Source organism: Mangrovihabitans endophyticus, from assembly GCF_014646155.1.
GTDB classification, from domain to species: Bacteria; Actinomycetota; Actinomycetes; order Mycobacteriales; family Micromonosporaceae; genus Actinoplanes; species Actinoplanes endophyticus.
Genome location: NZ_BMMX01000012.1, coordinates 25,211 through 44,861, shown reverse-complemented (window position 1 = coordinate 44,861; position 19,651 = coordinate 25,211). Strand labels below are relative to the sequence as shown.

Genomic DNA, 19,651 nt, shown 5'->3' with positions numbered 1-19,651 from the left:
TCAGTCGCCTCCCCGGCCCGCCGCGGCTCGCATGATGAGCCCGGCGATGCGGGCGGCTTCGGCACTGGCGTGGCCGCCGGACACGTTCTCCAGCATGACGCATGCCGCGGAGACAGGTTCACCCTGTTCGTTGAAGGCGAAGCCGATGAACCAGCCGTGCGGGTCGGCATCCACTGCGTTCTGCGCGGTTCCGGTCTTGCCACCCACCTCGAAGCCGTCGATCGCGGCACGCTGGCCGGTTCCGTTCTCCACCACGCTGACCATCATGTCCTTGAGGTCGCTGGCGATCTGGCCGTCGATGGGCGTGCGCAACGTCTTCGGGCTGGCGTTGTAGATCGGCCGCCGGTCGGCGCTGAGTAGCTGCTGGACCAGGTAGGGCCGCATCTGCTGGCCGCCGTTGGCCACCGTCGCCGCCATCAGCGCACCCTGCATCGTGGTCATCCGGACATCCTTCTGACCGATCGACGACTGGGCCAGGCCGGCCTGGTCGGTGCTGCCGTCCGGGTTCTTGATCTCTCCGGTGCGGCTGGCCGCCACGGACAGTCCGCCGTCGTCCAGTTCACCGACCGTGAGGTCGTCCTGCTCGAAGCCCCAGGCTTGCGCCTCCTGCTTGACCTTGTCCGCGCCGAGCTTGACGCCCAGTTGCGCGAAACCGGTGTTGCAACTGTCGGTCAACGCCTCCTTGAGCGTCACCTCGGCGCCCGGGCATGTCTCCGATTCCGCATTGTGGATCGGCGCGCCGGAGCCGGGAGCGGTGTAGCTGTTCCCGGCCGGAATCTCGGTGCTCTGCTCATAGCCGGCACGCAACGCCGCCGACGAGACGATCACTTTGAACGTGGACCCCGGCGGGTACGTCTCCGAGAGCGCCCGGTTGAGTAGCGGCTTGTCGTTGTCCGAGTTCAGCTTGTCGTACGCCGCCTTGGCCGCCTCCTTGTCGTGGCTGACCAGCGGGTTCGGGTCGAAGGTCGGCATCGAGACAAGGGCCTGCACGGCACCGGTACGCGGATCGATGGCCACCGCGGAGCCCTTTTCCGCGCCGCGCTCGTTGTGGGTCAATTCCTGGTACGCCGTCTCCTGCGCCTTGGTCTTCAGCGAGAGCACGACGTTGCCGCCGCCCTGCTTGTCCCCGGTGAACATGGCGCTGACGCGGTCCGCGAACAGCTTGTCGCTGGCGCCGGAGAGGAACTCGTTCTCGCTGCGCTCGATGCCCGTGGCACCGAGATTGACCGGCTTGTAGCCGATCACCGGGGCGTAGAGCTTCTTGTCCGGGTAGACCCGCAGGTACTTGAGAGTGTCGTCGGTCACCTTGTTCTGGGCCAGCGGCTGACGGTCCGCTTCGATGACGCCGCGGGGAACTTCGTACTCGGCGACCTGGACACGTCCGTTGTAGTCGCTGGTGCGGTAATCGTCTGCCTTGTACCCCTGAACCCAGTTGAGGTTCGCGAACAGCAGGCCGAACAGCACGAGAATGACCACGCTGGCCTTGCGTAGTGGTGCGTTCACGGCCTGATCACCTCCGTCATGGCGCCGTGGAGCTGGGCGGGCGGCTGTTTGATCCCGGCAGGCTGCGCGGCGGGACCGCCCTCGGCCGGCCGGCGAGCCGCGTCGGAGATGCGCAACAGCATCCCGACGAGCAGCCAGTTGGCCATCAACGAGGATCCGCCGGCGGACATGAACGGCGTGGTCTGGCCGGTCAGCGGAATCAGCCCGGTGATACCTCCCACAATGACGAAGATCTGCAACCCCAGGGTGAACGCCAGGCCACCGGCGACCAGTTTGCCGAACGAGTCACGCACCGCGATCGCCGCGCGCAGGCCGCGCTCGACGATCAACAGGTAGACCACGAGCAGCGAGGACAGGCCGAACAGGCCGATCTCCTCGCCCATACCGGCGAAGATGAAGTCGGTACGCACCTCGGGCACGAAGCCCGGCGAGCCGGCACCCGGCCCGGTGCCGAACAAGCCACCCGTGCCGAGGCCGAGCAGTGACTGCACGAGTTGGAAGCCCTCGTTGGTGACGTACTGCGGCGCGAACGGGTCGAGCCAGATCGAGGCACGATCGTAGAAGTTCGCGAACGGACCGCCGACCCACGAGCCGAGAAGGTAGGCGAGGTAGACGCCACCGAAGAACATCACCAGGCCGATGATCAGCCAGCTCGCACGCTCGGTGGCCACATAGAGCGTCACCACGAACAGGCCGAAGTACAGCAGCGCCGTGCCCAGGTCCTTCTCGAAGACCAGCACCAGCAGGCTGAGCAGCCAGACCGTGATCACCGGACCCAGGTCTCGGCCGCGCGGGAAGTCGATGCCCAGCACGCGCCGGCTCGCCATGGACAGCACCTCGCGCTTGCGGACTAGGTAGTACGCGAAGAACGAGACCAGTGCGATCTTGGCGAACTCACCGGGCTGAATCGAGAACGATCCGAACTTGATCCACAACTTGGCGCCGTTGACCTCGGAGAGGCTACTGGGCAGCATCGCCGGGATCATCACCAGGATGATGCCGGCCAGGCCCAGCGTGTACGCGTACCGGGAAACGATCTTGTGGTCCTTGATCACCAGCAGCAGCGCCGCGGCCAGGATCAGCGACGCCAGGGTCCACGCGAGCTGACGGCCGCCGGTGCCGGCGAAGACTCCCGGCTCGGGCTGTTTGGCGGAGAGCGCCTTCGCGATGTCCAACCGGCGCAGGAACGCCACGCCCAAACCGTTGATCAAGGCGACCGCCGGGATCAAGATCGGATCCGCGTACGGCGCGCGGAACCGCACCACCAGATGCAGGCCCAGGAACAGCGTGGTGAGAATCGCGGCCGGAACCCAGAACGTGGTGGTGATGGTGTCCAACTGATTCGCCTCCACCGTCGCGGCGTAGACCGCGACCAGCACCATGGCGAACAGCAGGAGGGCGAGCTCGGCGTTGCGACGCGTCTTCGCCCCGGGAACACGCGACTGCTCACCCGTCGAGGCGGGTGTCGGAGCCGGTGCGGCGGGCGCGGTCACGAAGGAGTCCCCCAACGAGGCAAGCGGCTGCTCAATCGACCGGGCGGCACCCGACCGGGTCTTCCACCGGCGGAGCGACATCGGAAGGCTGAGCGTCCGGCGAACTGGACGGCGTGGGCTGTGCCGCCGACGGTGCGGCGGAGGAAGGCACGGAAGGTGCGGAGGACTGCGGGCCGCCCGAGGACGGCGCAACGGTGGGCCCCGAGGCCGACGGCACCGAGGACGGCAGCGACGCGATGTCGCTCGGCAGCACCGGTGTCGGCGTCGGACAGAGCGGCTTCAGGTTGGGGTTGTCCGGCGCATCGTCGGTCAGATCCGCGAGCCGACTCTCCGCATCGGTCCGGCTGTCCGCCTGAATGCCCTGCTTGACGCGGTCCTGTGCGGCCGTGGTGAGGTCTTCCAGGCGAGCCGTGCTGGTCTCGCTGACCGTCGAAAGATCGAGGCCGGCGATCTGGCCGGGCACGCCCTGGAAGATGGCTAGCTGACCGGACTCGGTCGCGCCGACGTAGTACTGACTCTGGGTGTATCGCCAGCCCGTGTAGAGACCGCCGCCCAGCAGCGCAAGCAGGACCAGAACCAGCAGGCTGGTGCGGATCGGGTGCCGTTTCGGCTCCGCGTCCTCACCGCCGTAGGTGGTGCTGTCCGGTTGGGCCGGCCGTGGCGGTGACTGCAGCGCGGCCGCCCGCGCCGCCGCACTGGAGGCGTCCGCCACCGTGTTGTTGCCGCGGTCACGCGCCGCCGCGCCGCCCACGATCGGGGACTGCTCGACGATGTCCGCGTCGGTGGCGTCGGCCACCACCACGGTGATGTTGTCCGGCCCGCCGCCACGCAGCGCCAGCTTGACCAAGCGGTCGACGCATTCCTGCGGATCGGTGATCTCCCGCAGGCTGTCGCCGATGGTGTCCGCGCTGACCACGCCGGACAGGCCGTCGCTGCAGATCAGGTAGCGGTCACCGCGCTGCACCTGACGGACGGAGTACTCGGGGTCGATGTCGCGACCGTCCAGCGCGCGGGTGAGCAGCGAGCGCTGAGGGTGACTGCTCGCCTCCTCCGGGCTGATCCGGCCCTCGTCGACCAGCATCTGCACGTACGTGTCGTCCTTGGTGATCTGGGCGAACTCGCCCTGCCGAAGCATGTAGGCCCGAGAGTCACCGATGTGCACCATCCCGATCTTGCTGCCGGAGAACAGCACGGCGGTCAGGGTGGTGCCCATGCCCTCCAGATGAGGGTTGGCGTCCACGGTGTCGCGGAGTTGCTGGTTGGCGGTTCCGACGGCGTGGCGCAGCGCGTCGACGAGGGCGTCACCGGGAACGTCCTCGTCCAGTGGTGCCATGGCCGCGATGACGATGTTGCTGGCTACGTCACCGGCAGCCATGCCACCCATGCCGTCGGCCACAGCGAGTAGCCGCGGTCCGGCGTAGACGGAATCTTGGTTTCCGTCTCGGATCAGACCGCGGTCACTTTGTGCGGCATAGCGCAGGGTCAGAGTCATGGCCGTAACTCAAGAGAAGTGCGTCCGATGCGAATCGGCACGCCAAGGGGGACGGGAGTGGGCCCGGAGACCTTACCGCGATCGAGGTAGGTGCCGTTCGTCGAGCCGAGGTCCTCGACGAACCACTGGCCATCTCGCGGAACCAGTCGGGCGTGCCGGGCCGAGGCGTAATCGTCCGTGATGACCAGTGTGGAATCCTCCGCACGGCCGATCGTGATCTGATTCTCGCCCAGCGTGATCCGCGTGCCGGCCAGTTGACCGGCGGTCACCACGAGCTGGCGCGCCGCCTTACCGCGCTTCGCCTTCGCCGCCGGGCGACCCTGATTCACCGCTCCACCCACGCCGCGGGGGGTGGCGACGATGCTCTTGGGCCGAAGCCCGGCGAAGAGGTCTCGACGAATCACCCCGACCACCGTGAACACGAAGATCCACAATAGGACGAGGAAGCCGAACCGGGCGACGGTGAGGACGAACTCGGGCAAGGCGACTAGCCGTCCACTCGGAAGGTCAGGGTGGTGGTACCCAACTGGATCATGTCGCCCGGATTGAGCGCCACCGCCGACACGCGCTGGCCGTTGACCATCGTGCCGTTGGTCGAGCCCAGATCGGTCAGCACGACCTGGCTGCCGTCGTAATCCAGCCGGGCGTGCCGCCGGGAGATCCCGACGTCCGGCAGGCGCAGGTTCGCCTGGTCACCGCGGCCGATCACGGTGGAGCCCATCTGGAGCGGGTACGTACGCCCGTCACCGGAGACCAGCCCGACGTTGCGGCCGTTGTGCCCGTGCTGCTGGTAGCCGCCACCGCCGCCGCCCTGGTCGTACGGCGAATAGGCCGGCTGCGAGTCGTACGCCGGCTGTTGCACCGGGGCGACCTCGCCGCCGGTGTACACCTCCGCGGTGACCCGGAACATGCCGGTGTCGAGCCCGTCACCGCGCTCAATCTCCACGATCACGTCGCCGTAGACCGTCCAGGCCTGCTCGCCGATGAACTCCGCCTGCGACTGGGCCAGCTCCTGGGCCAGCGCGGCGGCGTACGGCGCCAGCCTGCTGTGGTCGTACGGAGAGAGATCGATCACGTAACGGTTCGGGACAAGGGTCCGCCCACCAGCAAGGATGGCCTTGTGCGCCTCGGCCTCCCGCTGCATGGCATTAAGGATCTCCACAGGGTGCACGACACCCTTGAACACCTTCGCGAAGGCCCCTTCGACCAGGCCTTCCAACCGCTTCTCAAAGCGCTGCAGCACGCTCACCGGCTCCTCCTCGGGTTCCGAGGACATGATGGTATCCGGCGGCCGCTTGCGCATCTGTAGCGAAGAGTCGCCGGCACTTCTGACCCTCGTATTACGGCCCACGATGCCGTGCTAGTCTTCCTTCGCATCGCGGGTCTCTATGCTCTCGATGTGACTGGTTGTTCCTGATGTGACTCGGACAGCGTAATCTGTCACAGCCAGTGAACGCGCTTCGGGGCTTTCAGGGTATGGTCTCGGAGCAACCTCACGAAGTGGTCTCGACGGCTTCGCGAGTTCGTCACATGGGGATGTGGCGGAATGGCAGACGCGCACGGTTCAGGTCCGTGTGTCCGAAAGGACGTGGGGGTTCAACTCCCCCCATCCCCACGAGTCCCTGGGCCCCCTTGTCCGCGGAAAGCGCGGACCTGGGGGCCTCGTCATGTCTGCTCCGGGGGCCGAGCCCCCGGACGGCCCCACGGTGCGGTGGGCACCCTTCGACCCGCTGTGGGCGCTCCTCTGCGGTCGCCTTCGGCATCCTTACCCCACCCCCCTCGGTGGGCACCCCTCGACCCGCTGTGGGCGCACCGCTGCGGTCGCCTTCGGCATCCTTACCCCACCCCCCTCGGTGGGCACCCCTCGACCCGCTGTGGGCACTCCTCTGCGGTCGCCTTCGGCATCCACCCCACCCCTCGGTGGGCACCCCTCGACCCGTTGTGGGCGCTCCTCTGCGGTCGCCTTCGGCTCGGCTTGGGGATTCCTCGGAACTGCTGGGTACCCCCTGTTCGTGCCGCCTCGTGCGGGGAACAGCGGAGCGTGACGATCGAGGCGCTATGCTCGCGGCTGTTTCGCGTCCCCGAGCACAGGAGTGTCGTACGTGACTGTCGCCCTGGTAACCGGGTCCGGAGGTCTGATCGGCTCCGAGGCGGTCCGGCACTTCGCCGGGCTCGGCCTCGACGTGGTCGGCATCGACAACGACATGCGCCAGGAATTCTTCGGCGCCGAGGCGTCGACCGCCTGGAACGTCCGGAAACTCACCGCCGACCTCGGTGACCGGTACACCCACCACGGCATCGACCTGCGCGACCGGGACGCGCTGGCGAAGGTCTTCGCGAGCTACGGCACCGACATCGCGGTGGTCATCCACACCGCGGCACAGCCGTCGCACGACTGGGCGGTGCGAGATCCGTTCACCGACTTCGACGTGAACGCGGTCGGCACCCTCAACGTGTTGCAGAACGTGCGAGAACACTGCATCGACGCCCCGGTGATCCACTGCTCCACCAACAAGGTGTACGGCGACCGGCCCAACTCCCTGCCGTACGTCGAGCGGGAGACCCGCTGGGAGCTGCCCGAGGACCACCCGTACTACCAGGGCATCGCCGAGGACATGTCGATCGACCAGTGCCTGCACTCGGTGTTCGGCGCCTCGAAGGTGGCCGCCGACGTGATGGTGCAGGAGTTCGGTCGTTACTTCGGTATGCGGACTGCGGTGTTCCGCGGCGGCACGCTGACCGGGCCGGCGCACTCGGCCACCGAGCTGCACGGCTACCTGGGTTACGTGATGCGCTGCAACATGGAGCGCCGCACATACAAGATCTTCGGATACAAGGGCAAGATGGTTCGTGACTCGATCCACAGTCACGACGTGTTGACCGCCTTCGAGGCGTTCTTCCGCAACCCGCGGTCCGCTGCGGTCTACAACCTGGGCGGCGGCCGGTTCTCCAACTCCTCGCACCTGGAGGCCTTTGCCCTGGCCGAGAAGATCAGCAGCAAGGAGATGATCACCGAGTACGTGGCGGACAACCGGGTCGGCGACCACAAGTGGTGGATCGGCTCGAACGCCGCTTTCCAGGCGGACTACCCGGACTGGAAGCAGGTCTACGACGTACCGATGATCCTTCAGGAGATTTACGAGGCGAACGTGGACAAGTGGGTAGAGGGCGCGCCCAGGTGAGTCAGTCATGATCGATCTCGGCAAGCGCAACGTCCTCGGCGTACTGGTCGACGCGGTGGACTACGACGCCGCCACCGCTCGCATCTGCACGGCGGCCCGCGAGCGGACACCGTACGCGGTCACCGCCCTGGCGGTGCACGGCGTGATGACCGGCGTGCAGGACCGTGCCCACAACGGCCGGCTCAACGCGTTCGACCTCGTCACCCCGGACGGGCAACCGGTGCGCTGGGCGCTGGGCCTGCTGCACGGCGCACGGCTGCCGGACCGCGTCTATGGTCCGACGCTCACGCTGCGGGTGCTGGAGAATGCCGCCGCCGAGGGTCTGCCGGTCTATCTGTACGGATCCACGCAGCCCACCCTGGACCGTCTGGTGCCCGCCCTGGAGCAGATGTTCCCGGCCCTGAAGATCGCCGGCGTGGAAGCCTCGAAGTTCCGCAGCGACCGGCCCGGCGAACCGGCCGAGATCGCGGACCGGATCAAGGCTTCCGGGGCGCGCATCGTGCTTGTCGGACTGGGCTGCCCACGGCAGGAAGTCTTCACGTACGCGATGCGTCCGCTTCTGGACATGCCGCTGCTCGCCGTGGGTGCGGCGTTCGACTACCACGCCGGCCTGCTGCGGAACCCGCCGTCGTGGATGCAGCGATACGGGTTGGAGTGGCTCTGGCGGCTCGGGCTGGAACCGAAACGCCTGTGGCGCCGGTACGTCCTGCTCAACCCGGCATACCTGGCGCGCCTGGCCGCGCAGAAGACCGGGCTGTGGCGGGCGACCCCACCGCCGGCCAGCACCGATCCGGTGACCGACTTCGCCGTGTGAGCGAAGCCGGAGCGCACCGATTCGTGAACGTCTGCCGTACTCGACGCGGATGTGCGACATCGTCCATTGTGGTTTTCGCGGCATCTGCCCGGATTTACTGGCGGGCGCTCGCCGCCATTTGTCGGCTATCGGTCACCTAGCGGCAGCACATCCACCCCTTACGGGTGCGCGCTCCGGGCGATACCCGGTTCTGCCGTTCGCCCCGCTGGTGGAGGCTGTCGATGTGAAACCCACGGCTGACCTCATCGTCGTCGGCACGCTCGCGGTCGTCTGGCTCATCGCCGGACTGCTGGCGGACGGGCTTCCGATGACACGCACCGCGGCCGACCTCCGGCGCCGGGCACGGATCCTGTCCCTGCTGGTCGGCGCGGGTGCCGCGGTGTTCGTCGCGGTGCCAGTCATGGCCTTGGCGCTGCCCGGCCCGTCGTCCGCGCCGGCGGCGGTGCTGCTGGCCGCGATCCCCGGTCTGATCGCCCTCACCGCCGGGTTGCATCGGCTGACCCAGATCAGGTGGTCCGCCGCGGCCTTCGCAACGGCACCGTCCGCACCGGTGCCGCCCGCCTTGCGCGCCGCCGCAGCGCATCCGCTGATCGCCGCGCCGCTGCAGGTGACCGGCCTCGCGGCGATCGTCGGCCTACCCATCGCCGCGGACGTGATCGTGGTGCCGGACAGCGACCTGGCGGCCATCGCCGTCGTCGCCGTCGGCGTGGCGGTGCTGGCCATCGGCATCCGTCACGCGATGCGTCACAGCCGCTACACCGTGAAGGTCATTGCGCCGTTGCGCCGTTTCCGGCCCGAATGAGCCGCACCGCTCCGGCCACGTCAGCCGCGCCTGGCCTCCTGCACGTACAGCAGCTCAAGGATCGAGCGCGCCGCTTCGAACCACCGGTCCAGCCAGTCCGAGGACGGCAGCGTGCCACGCGCCGGCAACTCCAGCAGCAGGCCCCGCAGCAGCGGGTGATCCGCCATGGACAGGCTCAACGTCTCAGGCAGGCCGGCCGGGGGCAACACCGGCTCGGTCATGCCGTGCAGGTCCAGGGAGGGCAGTTTCGCAGCCCGGTCGAGCGGACCCGTCGCATCGAGTCCGGCGGAGAGCGGAGAGGACATGCCCGGCGTCCGGGTCGGCAGCGCCGATCCGTCGTGGCGTGACAGCAGATCGCCCTCGGCATCCGACGCTTCACGGCGGCTTTGCCGGTAGGCGCTCACGCCACCGCTGAAGCGATCTTGCGCCGTCGCAGAGCCGCTGTTCAGGTCCTCGGCACCCATCGTCATCTCTCTCACCCTGCCTGTTCGGCGGCCGTCTCACCGGCGGCGCGGACCGATCCACGCTAGAGCGTTCAACGAGGCGGACCCCCGTGGGGCGACGGAGGGACCCGGCGGCGAGCCGTCCCGGCGGTGGCGCCGCGGAAACGGGTGGGCTACAGGTCGAACTCTCCGTCCTTCGCACCGCCCACGAACGCGTCCCATTCGGCGGCGGTGAAGATCAGCGCCGGGCCTGCCGGATTCTTGGCGTCACGCACCGCGATCGCCTCACCGACGAACGCCACCTCGATCGGATTCGGGGCCGCATGCGCTCCTCGGGTGCTCTTGATCCACTCGGCGCGGCTGAGATCGACGTGGAGGCCTTTGACTTCGGCTTTCATGACAAACTCCCTCCTTCGGGGTTGCATCAGATCGCTTTCCATCGATAACGACGCTCACTCGGGCAGGGAGACGGCGGCGACCGCCCACCGCCGGACGGTTCCGCCATTCAGGCAACCCAAATGCCCACAAATAAGACATAGATCGGCCCGGTAGCACTCGGCCGAGAGGACACCCGACGACGTCCTTTCGGCCGCAATACGCTTGTGCCGCGGCATTGCCGCCATCATTGGACAAAAGGCCGATGTGGAACCACCAAGCCGGTGCAGCACTTTGTCATACTTGCGGGCCATTCGCCGATGAATGATTCCGACTCATCCCACGGTCATCATCCCGACGTCTACCAGCGGTAATGGATCAAATTCCGAACGTAAGCGTCACCCCTTGCGCAGCATGCCGACATCCCCCCGAAGGCAGCGCCATCAATGATCAATAGTCACCAAAGACTGACATGCAACTTGCATCGACGGCCTCCTGTGGTGCACCCTTTCCGTACGGCGGATATCACTCAGCGTCCTTGAAGATCCGCCGAACCTCGTCCTTTACCCCAAATAACGACGCCTATCGCGGGGGATCGGCGGCGGCACCCGGTCCATCATGGAGTGATCCATTTGGGACACGGCATGTGTGTCGAATAGGCGGAATCGAGCACCGTGGCACGCTTCGGCAGGCGGCTAGGCCGAAGGGTTCGAATATGCACGAGATGGGCATAATAGCGACCTGCGTGCAATCGACGCAAAATGTGCTATAGCGAAGGCTTTTCAGGTCAGGAGATGGCGTGCTTCCTCGGTCCGGCGATGTCATACATGTGACGAAGGCAGCGAGCGTCCAATTCGCGTCGCCGATGCTCTTCCGCGTCATCCGCGTTCACGACTGGCCCACCTATGAGGGCTGGATCTGGCTCGACGGATACGAACTCAACTCGGCCGGCGACGCGGTAGAGCGACGGTCGATCTTCGTCCAGGTGAGCGGACTGCGGCAGGTCGGCAAGGCACCGGACCCGCGGGCGCGCAACGGCCGCCAGCCGGGGCTGAACTCCGGCGTCGTCGCCACGCGCGCGCTGCGCTCCAAGCGCTGAGCTTCATGCACTGAACCTGCTCGGGGGTTCAGTCCTCCGGCTGCTGCTGTGTGGTGTCGGTGGGGGTTGCGGTGGCGGTCGTCGCGGGTGTCGTCCGCTCCGCCGCAATGACGAGCGTGACCTCGGTGTCCGGGGGCACCTCCTGCCCTTCCGCCGGATCACTGTCAATCACCGTGTCGGCGGGCGCGTCCGCCGTACGGAAAATCAGGCGGTACGCCAGGCCCTTGTCGTCCAGAGCTTGCTGGGCGTCTTCGCGGGACAGCCCGCGCAGGGCGGGAACGGTCACCTCGGCCGGCTGGGTCGGCTCGGTCGTCTCCGGCGTCGTCGGCTCGGTGGTGGGTTCCGTCGTGGTCGCCTCGGTCGTGGGCTCGGTCGTCGTCCCGGTCGCCGACGCCGTCGGGCCCGGATTCTCGTCGCCACTCGTCGCCTGTGCGATGAGGTAGATGCCCCAGCCCAGAAGGGCGAGGACGACAAGTGCCAGGAACCCGATCAGAATCGGCATCCACCAGTGCCCACGGGGCTCGTCCGGCGGCGGCATGTCCCACTCGGTCCGCGTGTACTCGCTCTCGCCCGGCCGAGGCGGGCGCACCTCGGCGCGTCCGGACCAGGCCCCGCCGCGCGGATCCTGCGTCGTCGAATCGGCGGGCATGACGGAGGTGGCGTCCGGCTCGCCGCGTCGCGGCGTCACCGCGGTCTCGTCGGCGGCGTCCATCTGCTGCGTACGATCCGGCTCTTGCGCGCCACGACCGGCGACGCCGCCTGGGCCGGCCGCTGTTCGCGAAGGGTCGCCGGCGTTCTCGTCGTCAAACGGCGAGAACTGGCGCGTCTCGTCCGGCCGCGATGGCCGATCATGCTCGTCGGACATCGCCGGATCCCTTCCCATGGCAGCCTTTGCCCTGGGGGTCAACGTATCCGATTCGGCGGTCCTCCGCCGGTCAGGCGATCGTGTCGTGGTGTCCTCCGACGCAGCGACCAATTCGCAGGCATCGTCGCCTACCGCTACAGTGCCCGGCATGGCCGGTAAGGGGTGGACAGCACAGGCGGCGGTCGCGGCAGGCGCGGCTGCCGGCACCGGGGCTGCTCAACTGGGCCTGGGATACGGCCTGGGCGTGGTGCAGTGGCCCGCGATCGCGACCGCCGACGACAGCATGTGGCTCGGCAGTCTCGGCTGGGCGACATGGATCGCGGCGAGCGCCACCGTCTTCGGCTCGGTGATCGCCTCGCGGATGCGCCGCGAACGCCCCTCGGGACTGTGGCGGCTCGCTCTCGCACTCGCCGGAGCGATCGGCGCGCTGATCACCGTTGCGCTGATCGCCTTGCCAGCCCGGTACGCCGTGCCCACGGAGACGTTCTCACCGCAGATCATCGCTGGGGCGTACGCAATCCTTGGCGTGTTGATGGGTCTGGTGGTGGCTTACTGGGCGGTCGTCTCCCGCCCGGTGGCGGCCAACCTGATGACCACGGCGGGGTGGCTCTGGGGGCTGGCCACCGCTGCGGTGGTCATCGAGCTGAGCACCCATCGGGACTCCGCTACCTACTTGACGAGCTGGCAGTTCGCCGACGACGGACGTGCCCGGCTCGGATCGATCTCGCTGCCCAGCGGCTTGCTGACCCTGCTGGCCGCGATGCTCGTCGGCATGATCGCCGCATGGCCCGCGGTGCGGCGCCGCGAGCTGGGACTGGGCACTGCTTCCTCGGGAGCCGTCGGTCCGCTGCTGGTCGCGGTCGCTTTCCTCGGTCTGTCGCCGCGGCTGACCGGCACGCTGGGACCTCTCGAATCGGCATACCTGGTAGCGCCGTACGCCGTGCTTGCCGGCCTCGCCGGTTCGGCGTTGATGGTGGCGCTGGGCAGGCAGGCCGCAGCCCGGGAGGCACGCCCCCGCAATCAACCCCCGTCGACCCCGCCGCAGCAGGCCCCGCCCGCCGCAGCGCGGGAGGTCCCGCCACGGAAGGCCCAGCGGGGAAAGAAGGAGACCCGCCCGCAGGAGGGCGAGCCGACGGCACGCGGCGCCGCCGCGCCCGCCGGCACCCCGGCCGATGATCGCCCAGTCACCGGGACGGGTCGTTCGGAAACCGCTGGCACCGGAACCGACGACGCGGCCGATCAAGCCCCCACGGCGACCGCGGCCCCGGCCGACGGCAAGAAGCCCTCAAGGCTGTCCTTCCGCAGGGCCGGCAAGGCCGACCCGAGCAAGGCGTCATCCGGCAAGGCCGCACCCAGCAAGGCCGCACCCAGCAAGCAGGCGCCTCGCCAGGCGCCTGCGGCCGAGGCGGACCGGCCGACGCCGCCCGCCGCCCGCCCGGTGCCGACCGGTTCGGCCCGGCCAGCCGAGCGGGATGGAGTGCCCACGCCCGCGGTCCCCCGCCCGATACAACCGCCACCCGTCGCCCCGGAACCCGTCGCGCCGCCGCCGGTTGCTCCCAAGCCCGCCACGGCACCCGGATTCGCCAGTCCGGAACCGGCTTCCGGCAGCCGCTCCGGGGAGGATCCCGCGCGCCCCGAGCCGACGCCGTCGCGGGGCACCGTGGCACCGCCCCCGGCTTCGCCGCCCATCGCGCGGATCAATCCGCCGCGGGAATCCGAGGATGCCTCGGCCACCGCCTCGGACAGCCCGAGCGGCGGCGGGCGTGGCTCGGCCCGCAACGGCTCCCCCGCCTCGGCGGGATCGCGGGGAGCCGGTTCGCGCAGCGGTGCGACCACCGGACGTGGGCGGCGGAAGACCCGTCGCGAGGAAGGCACCCGCACCGACGAGGCGGTCGGCTCCGAGGAGTGATCCGGGTGCCCGTCGGATCTCCGGACGGGCCTATTCCACCGGCCAGGTGTGCACCGGGTCGTTGCTCTGCTGCAGCGCGGCGTATCTCGTCAGCATGTCGTGCAGCGCCAACGTGCGATCCAGGTGACGCCGCTGCTCCGCGCGCCGCATCGAGGCCGCCTGCCACCACGCACCGTTACGCCGCGTGCGGCAGCGCTGCTCGATGATGCCGAGTAGCCGGTCGCGATGTGCCGGGGCGACGCCGAACCGGTCCAAACCCTCGTGCGCCAGCGGCAGCAGGGTGGACAACACCAGGTCGGTGACCCCGATTTCGCCCAGCCGCGGCCAGACCACCGTCGCTTCGATACCGTGGCGGGCCGCGCCCAGGAAATTGTCCTCGGCGGTGCCGAAGGGCAACTGCGACCAGACGGGCCGGTCCTGCTCGGCCAACCGCCGGCATAGCCCGAAGTAGAAGGCCGCGTTCGCCAGCATGTCCGCCACGGTCGGTCCGGACGGCAACACCCGGTTCTCGACCCGCAGGTGCGGCACGCCCTCCATGACGTCGTACACCGGCCGGTTCCAGCGATAGACGGTCCCGTTGTGCAGCCGCAGCTCGGCCAGGTGCGGCACGCCACCGTCGCGGAGCACCCGCGCGGGATCCTCGTCGCCGAGGACCGGCAGCAGCGGCGGGAAATAGCGCACGTTCTCCTCGAAGAGGTCGAAGACCGACGTGATCCAGCGTTCCCCGAACCACACGCGGGGCCGAACCCCCTGCGCCCTCAATTCTTCCGGGCGGGTGTCGGTGGCCTGCTGGAACAACGCGACTCTGGTCTCCGCCCAGAGGTGTCGGCCGAACAGGAAGGGCGAGTTGGCACCGAGCGCCACCTGGACCGCAGCGATGGCCTGGGAGGCGTTCCAGTACGCGGCGAATCGGTCCGCCGGCACCTGGAGATGGAACTGGGCGCTGGTGCATGCCGCCTCGGTGGCGATCGAGTCGTTGGCGGCGCGCAGCCGTTCGACGCCACGGATGTCGACGGTGAGCAGTTCGCCCCGGGCACCGACGATCTCGTCGTTCAGCGCGCGGTACCGCTCGTGGGGAGAGAGGTTGGCCAGCACCAGGTGATCGGCCGTCAGGGTGGGCAGGGATCCGATCAGGACGATGGTGCTCTCAGCCTTGCGGGCTTGGTCGTCGATGGCTCGCAGGCTGTCCAGGATGTCGCATTCATAGTCGGCCAGGCCATCGCCCTGGATCAGGCGCGGCGCGGCGTTGTACTCGACGTTGAACTGGCCGAGTTCGGGCTGGAAACCGGGATCGACCAGGTTGGACAAGATCTCGGTGTTGCGCATGGCCGGTTCGGCTGCCGCGTCCATGAGGTTGATCTCGATTTCCAGCCCGGTCATCCAGCGGACTTCGGTGAACCCGGCGTCATTCAACATGCTCGCGAGGACGTCGAGGCAGCGATGCACCTTTTCGCGGTAACGACTGCGGTCCCCACTGGTGGCGACTGCCTCGAAGAGTGCCTTGCCCATCTGCCCTCCCGGCACGGTAGGTGGCACGAACACGCATGGCGCCCGATTCACCTTGCCATCGGAATCGACGTAGCGCTACCGAAGCATTACCGCCTGCAAGAGGAGCCGCCGGGAGGGCAGGGTGTCGCGATCAGGCCTGGCGGATGGCCTCACCCTCGATCTCGATCTTGACCTTCTTACCGATCATCACGCCGCCGGACTCCAGGGCCATGTTGTACGTCAGGCCCCACTCCTCGCGGTCGATCTCCGCGGTGGCACTGAAGCCGAAGACATCGAAACCATACGGGCTGCGACCGACGCCCTCGAACTCCACCAGCAGCTCGACCGGCTTGGTGACGTCCTTGATGGTGAGCTCGCCGTCGAGCACGAACTCCGCCTCCGAGTGGGACTTGATGCCGGTGCTGCGATAGACCATGGTCGGGTACTTCTCCGCCTCGAAGAAGTCTCCGGTGCGCAGGTGGTTGTCCCGGTCCTTCTGACCGGTGTGCACACTGGCGGTCTGGATCTCGGCGGTCACCGCGGACTGCAACGGATCCTCGGCGATGGTGACGGTGGCCGTCGCCTCGGCGAACTCGCCGCGCACCTTGCTCACCATGAGATGCCGGGCGACGAAACCCACGCGCTTGTGGGCGGAGTCCAGCAGATAGGTGCCGGGGACCGGGATCTGCAGACCCTCGAAGTCTCGGCTGTTGGCGGCGGTGTCGGTCATGACTGCCCTCCTGAGGACGCCCGAAATATTATCTGACGGAGCAACTATATCTCCAGCAATATTCCTCAAGTCAATAGCCTGTTATGCTTGTCGGGTGCGAACCGATCTGAGTGACCACCGCTTCACCGCGGCCGGACTGTTCACCGAGGCCTACACCGGCATGATGAATCGCTTCGCCGCGCAGCTTGAGGAGCACCATCTCTCTCCGGTCGAGTTCGAGGTGCTGATGCGACTGGCCCGGTCACCGGGTTGCCGGCTGCGCATGACCGACCTCGCCGCGCAGACCTCGCTGTCCACGTCCGGCGTGACCCGGGTGGTGGACCGGATGGAGCGCGACGACCTGATCCGCCGGGAGGCATGCCCCAGCGACCGTCGATCGTCGTACGCCGTGGTCACCGAGCCGGGGAAGGCCCGGCTGGACGACGTGCTGCCGGAGCACTTGGAGCTCATTCAGCAGTGGCTCATCGAGCCGCTCTCCGCCGATCAGTTCACCGGCCTGATGGCATCGCTGCGCGCGATCCGCGATGCGGTCAACCCGTGCGCCACCGCCGGCACCACCGACGACGAGGTGCATCTTCCACCGCAGTGAGGCGCCTGTCCCGGATGACGGCTACCGGCAGAAATACCGGCAGAACCAGTTCGGTCGCGGGACCAAGGGCGCTTTTGCCGCTAATCACCACACGTACGCGGCTAGGGTGATCACGCAGGGGGATGCGGCGCGACTGCGGCGGTCCGCTTCCGGCGGTGCGTGTGCACCGAGATTGTCCGTTCACCGGGGAGACGGGCAAAGCCGGCACCGGAGAGGCCACGGTCACGCCGTGTACTGATGGGGCGTTGTGGTGGCCGGCGCGTGGGGGGAATCAGCGTCGGCTGCCCACGCCGACGCCCCGTTCCCCGACCCACCGGCTCTCAATCTCGCCGGCCACGGACCGCGGCTTGTTCCCGGGGCAGCAGACTGATCTCCGTCGCCGCGCAGAACTCCTCCAGGCGACGCACCGCGACCTGACGTGCGGAGGCATCGACCGTGCTGGCCACCAGGCCGACCAGTGCCACCACCACATCCCGCGGATCATGCCTGCCGCGATAGGCGTCCGCCGCGCGGGCGAAGCTCGCCACGGCCCTGGCCCAGTCTCCACGGCTGCGGGCGATGGTGCCGTCGAGCACCGCGGCCGGGCCGTCCGCTGGCGTGCCCGAGTCGGCCGCCGGTCGCAGTTCGCCGAGCACCGCCGCCGCCGCGTCGAGGCGATCCGCCTCGGCCAGCGCGAGTCCGACGGTGGCCAGCACACGCCGGCGATGATTCGGATCGCCGATGCCCTGCAACGCCGCCGCGGCCCGGCGGCCCAGGCGTTCCGCCTCGGCCAGCCGGCCGTCCAGCCGCGCCACCTCGGCCAGATTCGCCATCGCCACGGCCCGGAGCCGGCTTTCCCCGGCACGGGCCGCCAACCGATCCACCTCGGCCAGGCGATCACCGGCCGCCCCCAGATCGCCCACGCGTATCTCGTGCCATGTCAGATTGTTCTGCGCCACCGCGATGTCCCTGATCCGGCCGTTTCTGCGGGCCAGCTCCAGCGCCGCCGCGCCATGGCGTCGGGCCTCGTCATGCCGGGCCATGGTCACCCACAGCGCAGCGAGCTGGTTGTGCGCCGTGAGCTGGCCGGAGATCACGCCGAGCCGGGTGAACTCCGCCAGGGCCGCGGTGACCGACTCGATCTCCTCGGCACCGGCGCCGTGTTCCAACGCCAGTTGGGCGAGGCCGACCCTCGCCCAGGCACGCACCGCCGGGTCAGCATCCGCGGTGCGGGGATCATCCAGCAGTCGATGCAGCCACTGCCGCCCGGTCACGTCCCGGCCGCGCAGCCGCCACCAGCGCGGCAGCGACGCCGCGATGCGCAACGCGATGTGCGGATCCTCGCCCGCGGCGAACGCCAGCGCCGAACCCAGATCGCCCGCCGAGTCGTCCAGCCGGGTCGCCGCGTCGGAGAACCGCGCGCCGGCCAGGCCGGGCGCGATGCGTTGCGCGAGATCCGCCATCACTTCGGCGTGCCGACGGCGGCCCGCGGTCAGGTCACCCTCGGCCGCGGCACGCTCGGTGGCGAAGTCCCGCACCACGTCGACCAGCCGGAAACGCAGCGCGCGGTTGCCGCGCACGCCCAGCAGCCCCAGTTCCAGGAGGCGGTCGAGCAACGGCACCACGTCCACGCCCGGACCGATCATCTGCTCGGCCATGGCGAGCGACCAGCGGTAGCGCAGCATGGCCAGGCGGCGGACGGCGAACTGTTCCGCCGGCCGCAACAGGACGTAGCTGGCCGACACCGCGTCCCGCACGGAGACCACCGCATCACCCGGACCACCGGACAGGTCGAGCACCCGGTCGCCGTAACGATCGAGCATCTCGGGCAGCGTCAGCACTCGGCCCCGCGCGGCGGCCAACTCGATCGCCAGCGGCAGGCCCCCGAGCCGACGAACGAGCCGCGACAGCGGCAGCACCTCGTCGTCCTCGACCGGGGCACGGCGTACCCGTGCCAAGCGGTCGACGAACAACGCCACCGCCGGATATTCGACGGCGTCCTTCAGGCTCGGCGGCGGATCGTCCGGCGGCACCGGCAACGGGCCCAGCGGCCAGACACGCTCTGAGGGCAGTCCGATCGGGTGCCGCCCGGCGGACAGAAAACGGAGCGTGGCCACGTGATCGAGCAGCCACGAAGCCGCCTCGGCGCTCGCGTCCGGGGCGCGTTCCACGGCATCCAGAATGATCACCGCGGACCGTCCGTCGAGCCGCGCCGACAGGTCCTCGGCACGACCGGCGCCGAACACCGCCGCGATCGCGCCGAGGATCTCACCCGCGGTGGACCCCTCGGTGACGACCACCCCCGCCACGCCGCCGGGGTGCGCCGGGGCGATGCGATGCGCCACCACCAGCGTCAACGCGCTCTTGCCTACTCCGGCCAGGCCCACCAGCGTGATCACCCGCGCCGCGGCCGGAAGGGGCGCGTTCAGCCGAGCGGAGAGGTCAGCGACGTCCTCGTCGCGGCCGATGAGATCGGTGGCGGCCGGCAGTGGTGTGCCGACCGCGGTCTCAGCCGGCGGAGGCGCCGGGAAGACCGTACTGGTCGCGCGATGCCCTCGGCGCGCCGCGGCGAGGAAGTCCGCCCGGTCCGGACCGCTCAGGCTCAGCGCAGCGGCGAGCAACTCGACGGTGCTGCGCTGCGGGCGTGAGGCCCGGCCGCGTTCGAGGTCGCGCACCGTGCGAACCCCCACACCCGCGCGGACGGCCAGCTCCTCCTGAGTCAGCTTTGCCCGCAGCCGGTGACTGCGTAGCGCGACGTCGAATCCCGGACCAACGCTGGAGTCAGACCCGTGATCAGACGACATGGCTCGAAAGTAGGCAACAATGTCGATGTTTGCCGAGTTCAGCGGGGCGGTTGTCGCGGATGCGACGGTAACGAGTCGGAATTC

The 19,651-nt window shown here is 68.8% G+C and carries 17 protein-coding genes and 1 tRNA gene; 7 read left to right on the top strand and 11 right to left on the bottom strand.

The window, feature by feature from the left end; all coding sequences use genetic code 11:
* From IEY73_RS15465 to IEY73_RS15445, 5 genes are all read right to left on the bottom strand, one after another.
* On the bottom strand, positions 1-1,503 hold the full coding sequence (locus tag IEY73_RS15465) for a peptidoglycan D,D-transpeptidase FtsI family protein (RefSeq protein ID WP_189079905.1): 1,503 nt from the start codon (positions 1,501-1,503) through the stop codon (positions 1-3).
* Positions 1,500-2,885, bottom strand: coding sequence for an FtsW/RodA/SpoVE family cell cycle protein (locus tag IEY73_RS15460; RefSeq protein WP_229715868.1), 1,386 nt, complete (start codon positions 2,883-2,885; stop codon positions 1,500-1,502). The genes IEY73_RS15465 and IEY73_RS15460 overlap by 4 nt, the downstream gene beginning before the upstream one ends.
* A gap of 142 nt (positions 2,886-3,027) precedes the next feature.
* Complete coding sequence (locus IEY73_RS15455; protein ID WP_189079903.1) at positions 3,028-4,488, bottom strand: PP2C family protein-serine/threonine phosphatase; 1,461 nt, start codon at positions 4,486-4,488, stop codon at positions 3,028-3,030.
* The gene (locus IEY73_RS15450) at positions 4,485-4,970 is read right to left on the bottom strand and encodes an FHA domain-containing protein FhaB/FipA (protein WP_189079902.1); all 486 of its coding nucleotides are present in this window, start codon (positions 4,968-4,970) and stop codon (positions 4,485-4,487) included. Before IEY73_RS15450 ends, IEY73_RS15455 begins: the two co-directional genes overlap by 4 nt.
* A 5-nt stretch (positions 4,971-4,975) precedes the next feature.
* Positions 4,976-5,764 (bottom strand): FHA domain-containing protein, encoded by a 789-nt coding sequence (locus tag IEY73_RS15445; protein WP_189079901.1) that lies wholly within the window; start codon positions 5,762-5,764, stop codon positions 4,976-4,978.
* A 256-nt stretch (positions 5,765-6,020) separates the two neighbouring features.
* Between IEY73_RS15445 and IEY73_RS15440 the strand changes: the two genes are divergently transcribed.
* The 4 genes from IEY73_RS15440 (at position 6,021) to IEY73_RS15425 (ending at position 9,286) form a co-directional block, all read left to right on the top strand.
* Positions 6,021-6,103: transfer RNA gene (locus IEY73_RS15440), tRNA-Leu, on the top strand.
* Positions 6,104-6,590: 487 nt separating this feature from the next.
* Positions 6,591-7,670 carry an NAD-dependent epimerase/dehydratase family protein gene (locus IEY73_RS15435; RefSeq protein WP_189079900.1) on the top strand — a complete coding sequence of 360 codons (1,080 nt, stop codon included), beginning with the start codon at positions 6,591-6,593 and terminating at the stop codon, positions 7,668-7,670.
* Positions 7,671-7,677: 7 nt separating this feature from the next.
* The gene (locus IEY73_RS15430; protein WP_189079899.1) at positions 7,678-8,484 is read left to right on the top strand and encodes a WecB/TagA/CpsF family glycosyltransferase; all 807 of its coding nucleotides are present in this window, start codon (positions 7,678-7,680) and stop codon (positions 8,482-8,484) included.
* A gap of 223 nt (positions 8,485-8,707) precedes the next feature.
* Positions 8,708-9,286 (top strand): hypothetical protein, encoded by a 579-nt coding sequence (locus IEY73_RS15425; protein ID WP_229715860.1) that lies wholly within the window; start codon positions 8,708-8,710, stop codon positions 9,284-9,286.
* A gap of 20 nt (positions 9,287-9,306) precedes the next feature.
* On the opposite strand, the gene IEY73_RS15420 is transcribed toward IEY73_RS15425, so the two are convergent.
* Together IEY73_RS15420 and IEY73_RS15415 are read right to left on the bottom strand one after the other, a co-directional pair.
* Positions 9,307-9,756: a hypothetical protein gene (locus IEY73_RS15420; protein ID WP_189079897.1), complete on the bottom strand. Its 450-nt coding sequence runs from the start codon at positions 9,754-9,756 to the stop codon at positions 9,307-9,309.
* Between the two features lie 146 nt (positions 9,757-9,902).
* On the bottom strand, positions 9,903-10,169 hold the full coding sequence (locus IEY73_RS15415) for a DUF397 domain-containing protein (RefSeq protein WP_373292797.1): 267 nt from the start codon (positions 10,167-10,169) through the stop codon (positions 9,903-9,905).
* A 734-nt stretch (positions 10,170-10,903) separates the two neighbouring features.
* On the opposite strand from IEY73_RS15415, the gene IEY73_RS15410 reads away from it, so the two are divergent.
* On the top strand, positions 10,904-11,203 hold the full coding sequence (locus tag IEY73_RS15410; protein ID WP_189079896.1) for a hypothetical protein: 300 nt from the start codon (positions 10,904-10,906) through the stop codon (positions 11,201-11,203).
* A 28-nt stretch (positions 11,204-11,231) separates the two neighbouring features.
* Here IEY73_RS15410 and IEY73_RS15405 read toward each other — a convergent pair whose 3' ends face one another.
* Positions 11,232-12,068: a PASTA domain-containing protein gene (locus IEY73_RS15405; protein WP_189079895.1), complete on the bottom strand. Its 837-nt coding sequence runs from the start codon at positions 12,066-12,068 to the stop codon at positions 11,232-11,234.
* A 148-nt stretch (positions 12,069-12,216) separates the two neighbouring features.
* Between IEY73_RS15405 and IEY73_RS15400 the strand changes: the two genes are divergently transcribed.
* Positions 12,217-13,977, top strand: a complete 1,761-nt coding sequence (locus tag IEY73_RS15400; RefSeq protein ID WP_189079894.1) for a DUF2339 domain-containing protein — start codon at positions 12,217-12,219, stop codon at positions 13,975-13,977.
* Positions 13,978-14,007: 30 nt separating this feature from the next.
* Here IEY73_RS15400 and IEY73_RS15395 read toward each other — a convergent pair whose 3' ends face one another.
* Both IEY73_RS15395 and IEY73_RS15390 read right to left on the bottom strand, forming a co-directional pair.
* Positions 14,008-15,486 (bottom strand): glutamate-cysteine ligase family protein, encoded by a 1,479-nt coding sequence (locus IEY73_RS15395; RefSeq protein WP_189079893.1) that lies wholly within the window; start codon positions 15,484-15,486, stop codon positions 14,008-14,010.
* A 130-nt stretch (positions 15,487-15,616) separates the two neighbouring features.
* Positions 15,617-16,195 (bottom strand): YceI family protein, encoded by a 579-nt coding sequence (locus IEY73_RS15390; RefSeq protein WP_189079892.1) that lies wholly within the window; start codon positions 16,193-16,195, stop codon positions 15,617-15,619.
* A 94-nt stretch (positions 16,196-16,289) separates the two neighbouring features.
* Here IEY73_RS15390 and IEY73_RS15385 point away from each other — a divergent pair, with 94 nt between their 5' ends.
* Positions 16,290-16,784: a MarR family winged helix-turn-helix transcriptional regulator gene (locus IEY73_RS15385; protein ID WP_229715859.1), complete on the top strand. Its 495-nt coding sequence runs from the start codon at positions 16,290-16,292 to the stop codon at positions 16,782-16,784.
* 320 nt (positions 16,785-17,104) lie between these two features.
* Here the strand turns inward: IEY73_RS15385 and IEY73_RS15380 are convergent, their stop codons facing one another.
* Positions 17,105-19,567 carry an ATP-binding protein gene (locus IEY73_RS15380; RefSeq protein ID WP_189079890.1) on the bottom strand — a complete coding sequence of 821 codons (2,463 nt, stop codon included), beginning with the start codon at positions 19,565-19,567 and terminating at the stop codon, positions 17,105-17,107.
* Positions 19,568-19,651 lie beyond the last annotated feature (84 nt).

Excerpts from the sequence above, each read along its gene's own strand:
- IEY73_RS15405 (WP_189079895.1), bottom strand. The coding sequence starts at position 12,068 with ATGTCCGACGAGCATGATCGGCCATCGCGGCCGGACGAGACGCGCCAG.
- IEY73_RS15380 (WP_189079890.1), bottom strand. The coding sequence starts at position 19,567 with ATGTCGTCTGATCACGGGTCTGACTCCAGCGTTGGTCCGGGATTCGAC.
- IEY73_RS15400 (WP_189079894.1), top strand. The coding sequence starts at position 12,217 with ATGGCCGGTAAGGGGTGGACAGCACAGGCGGCGGTCGCGGCAGGCGCG.
- IEY73_RS15455 (WP_189079903.1), bottom strand. The coding sequence starts at position 4,488 with ATGACTCTGACCCTGCGCTATGCCGCACAAAGTGACCGCGGTCTGATC.
- IEY73_RS15390 (WP_189079892.1), bottom strand. The coding sequence starts at position 16,195 with ATGACCGACACCGCCGCCAACAGCCGAGACTTCGAGGGTCTGCAGATC.
- IEY73_RS15415 (WP_373292797.1), bottom strand. The coding sequence starts at position 10,169 with ATGGAAAGCGATCTGATGCAACCCCGAAGGAGGGAGTTTGTCATGAAA.
- IEY73_RS15445 (WP_189079901.1), bottom strand. The coding sequence starts at position 5,764 with ATGTCCTCGGAACCCGAGGAGGAGCCGGTGAGCGTGCTGCAGCGCTTT.
- IEY73_RS15420 (WP_189079897.1), bottom strand. The coding sequence starts at position 9,756 with ATGACGATGGGTGCCGAGGACCTGAACAGCGGCTCTGCGACGGCGCAA.
- IEY73_RS15460 (WP_229715868.1), bottom strand. The coding sequence starts at position 2,885 with ATGGTGCTGGTCGCGGTCTACGCCGCGACGGTGGAGGCGAATCAGTTG.
- IEY73_RS15395 (WP_189079893.1), bottom strand. The coding sequence starts at position 15,486 with ATGGGCAAGGCACTCTTCGAGGCAGTCGCCACCAGTGGGGACCGCAGT.
- IEY73_RS15430 (WP_189079899.1), top strand. The coding sequence starts at position 7,678 with ATGATCGATCTCGGCAAGCGCAACGTCCTCGGCGTACTGGTCGACGCG.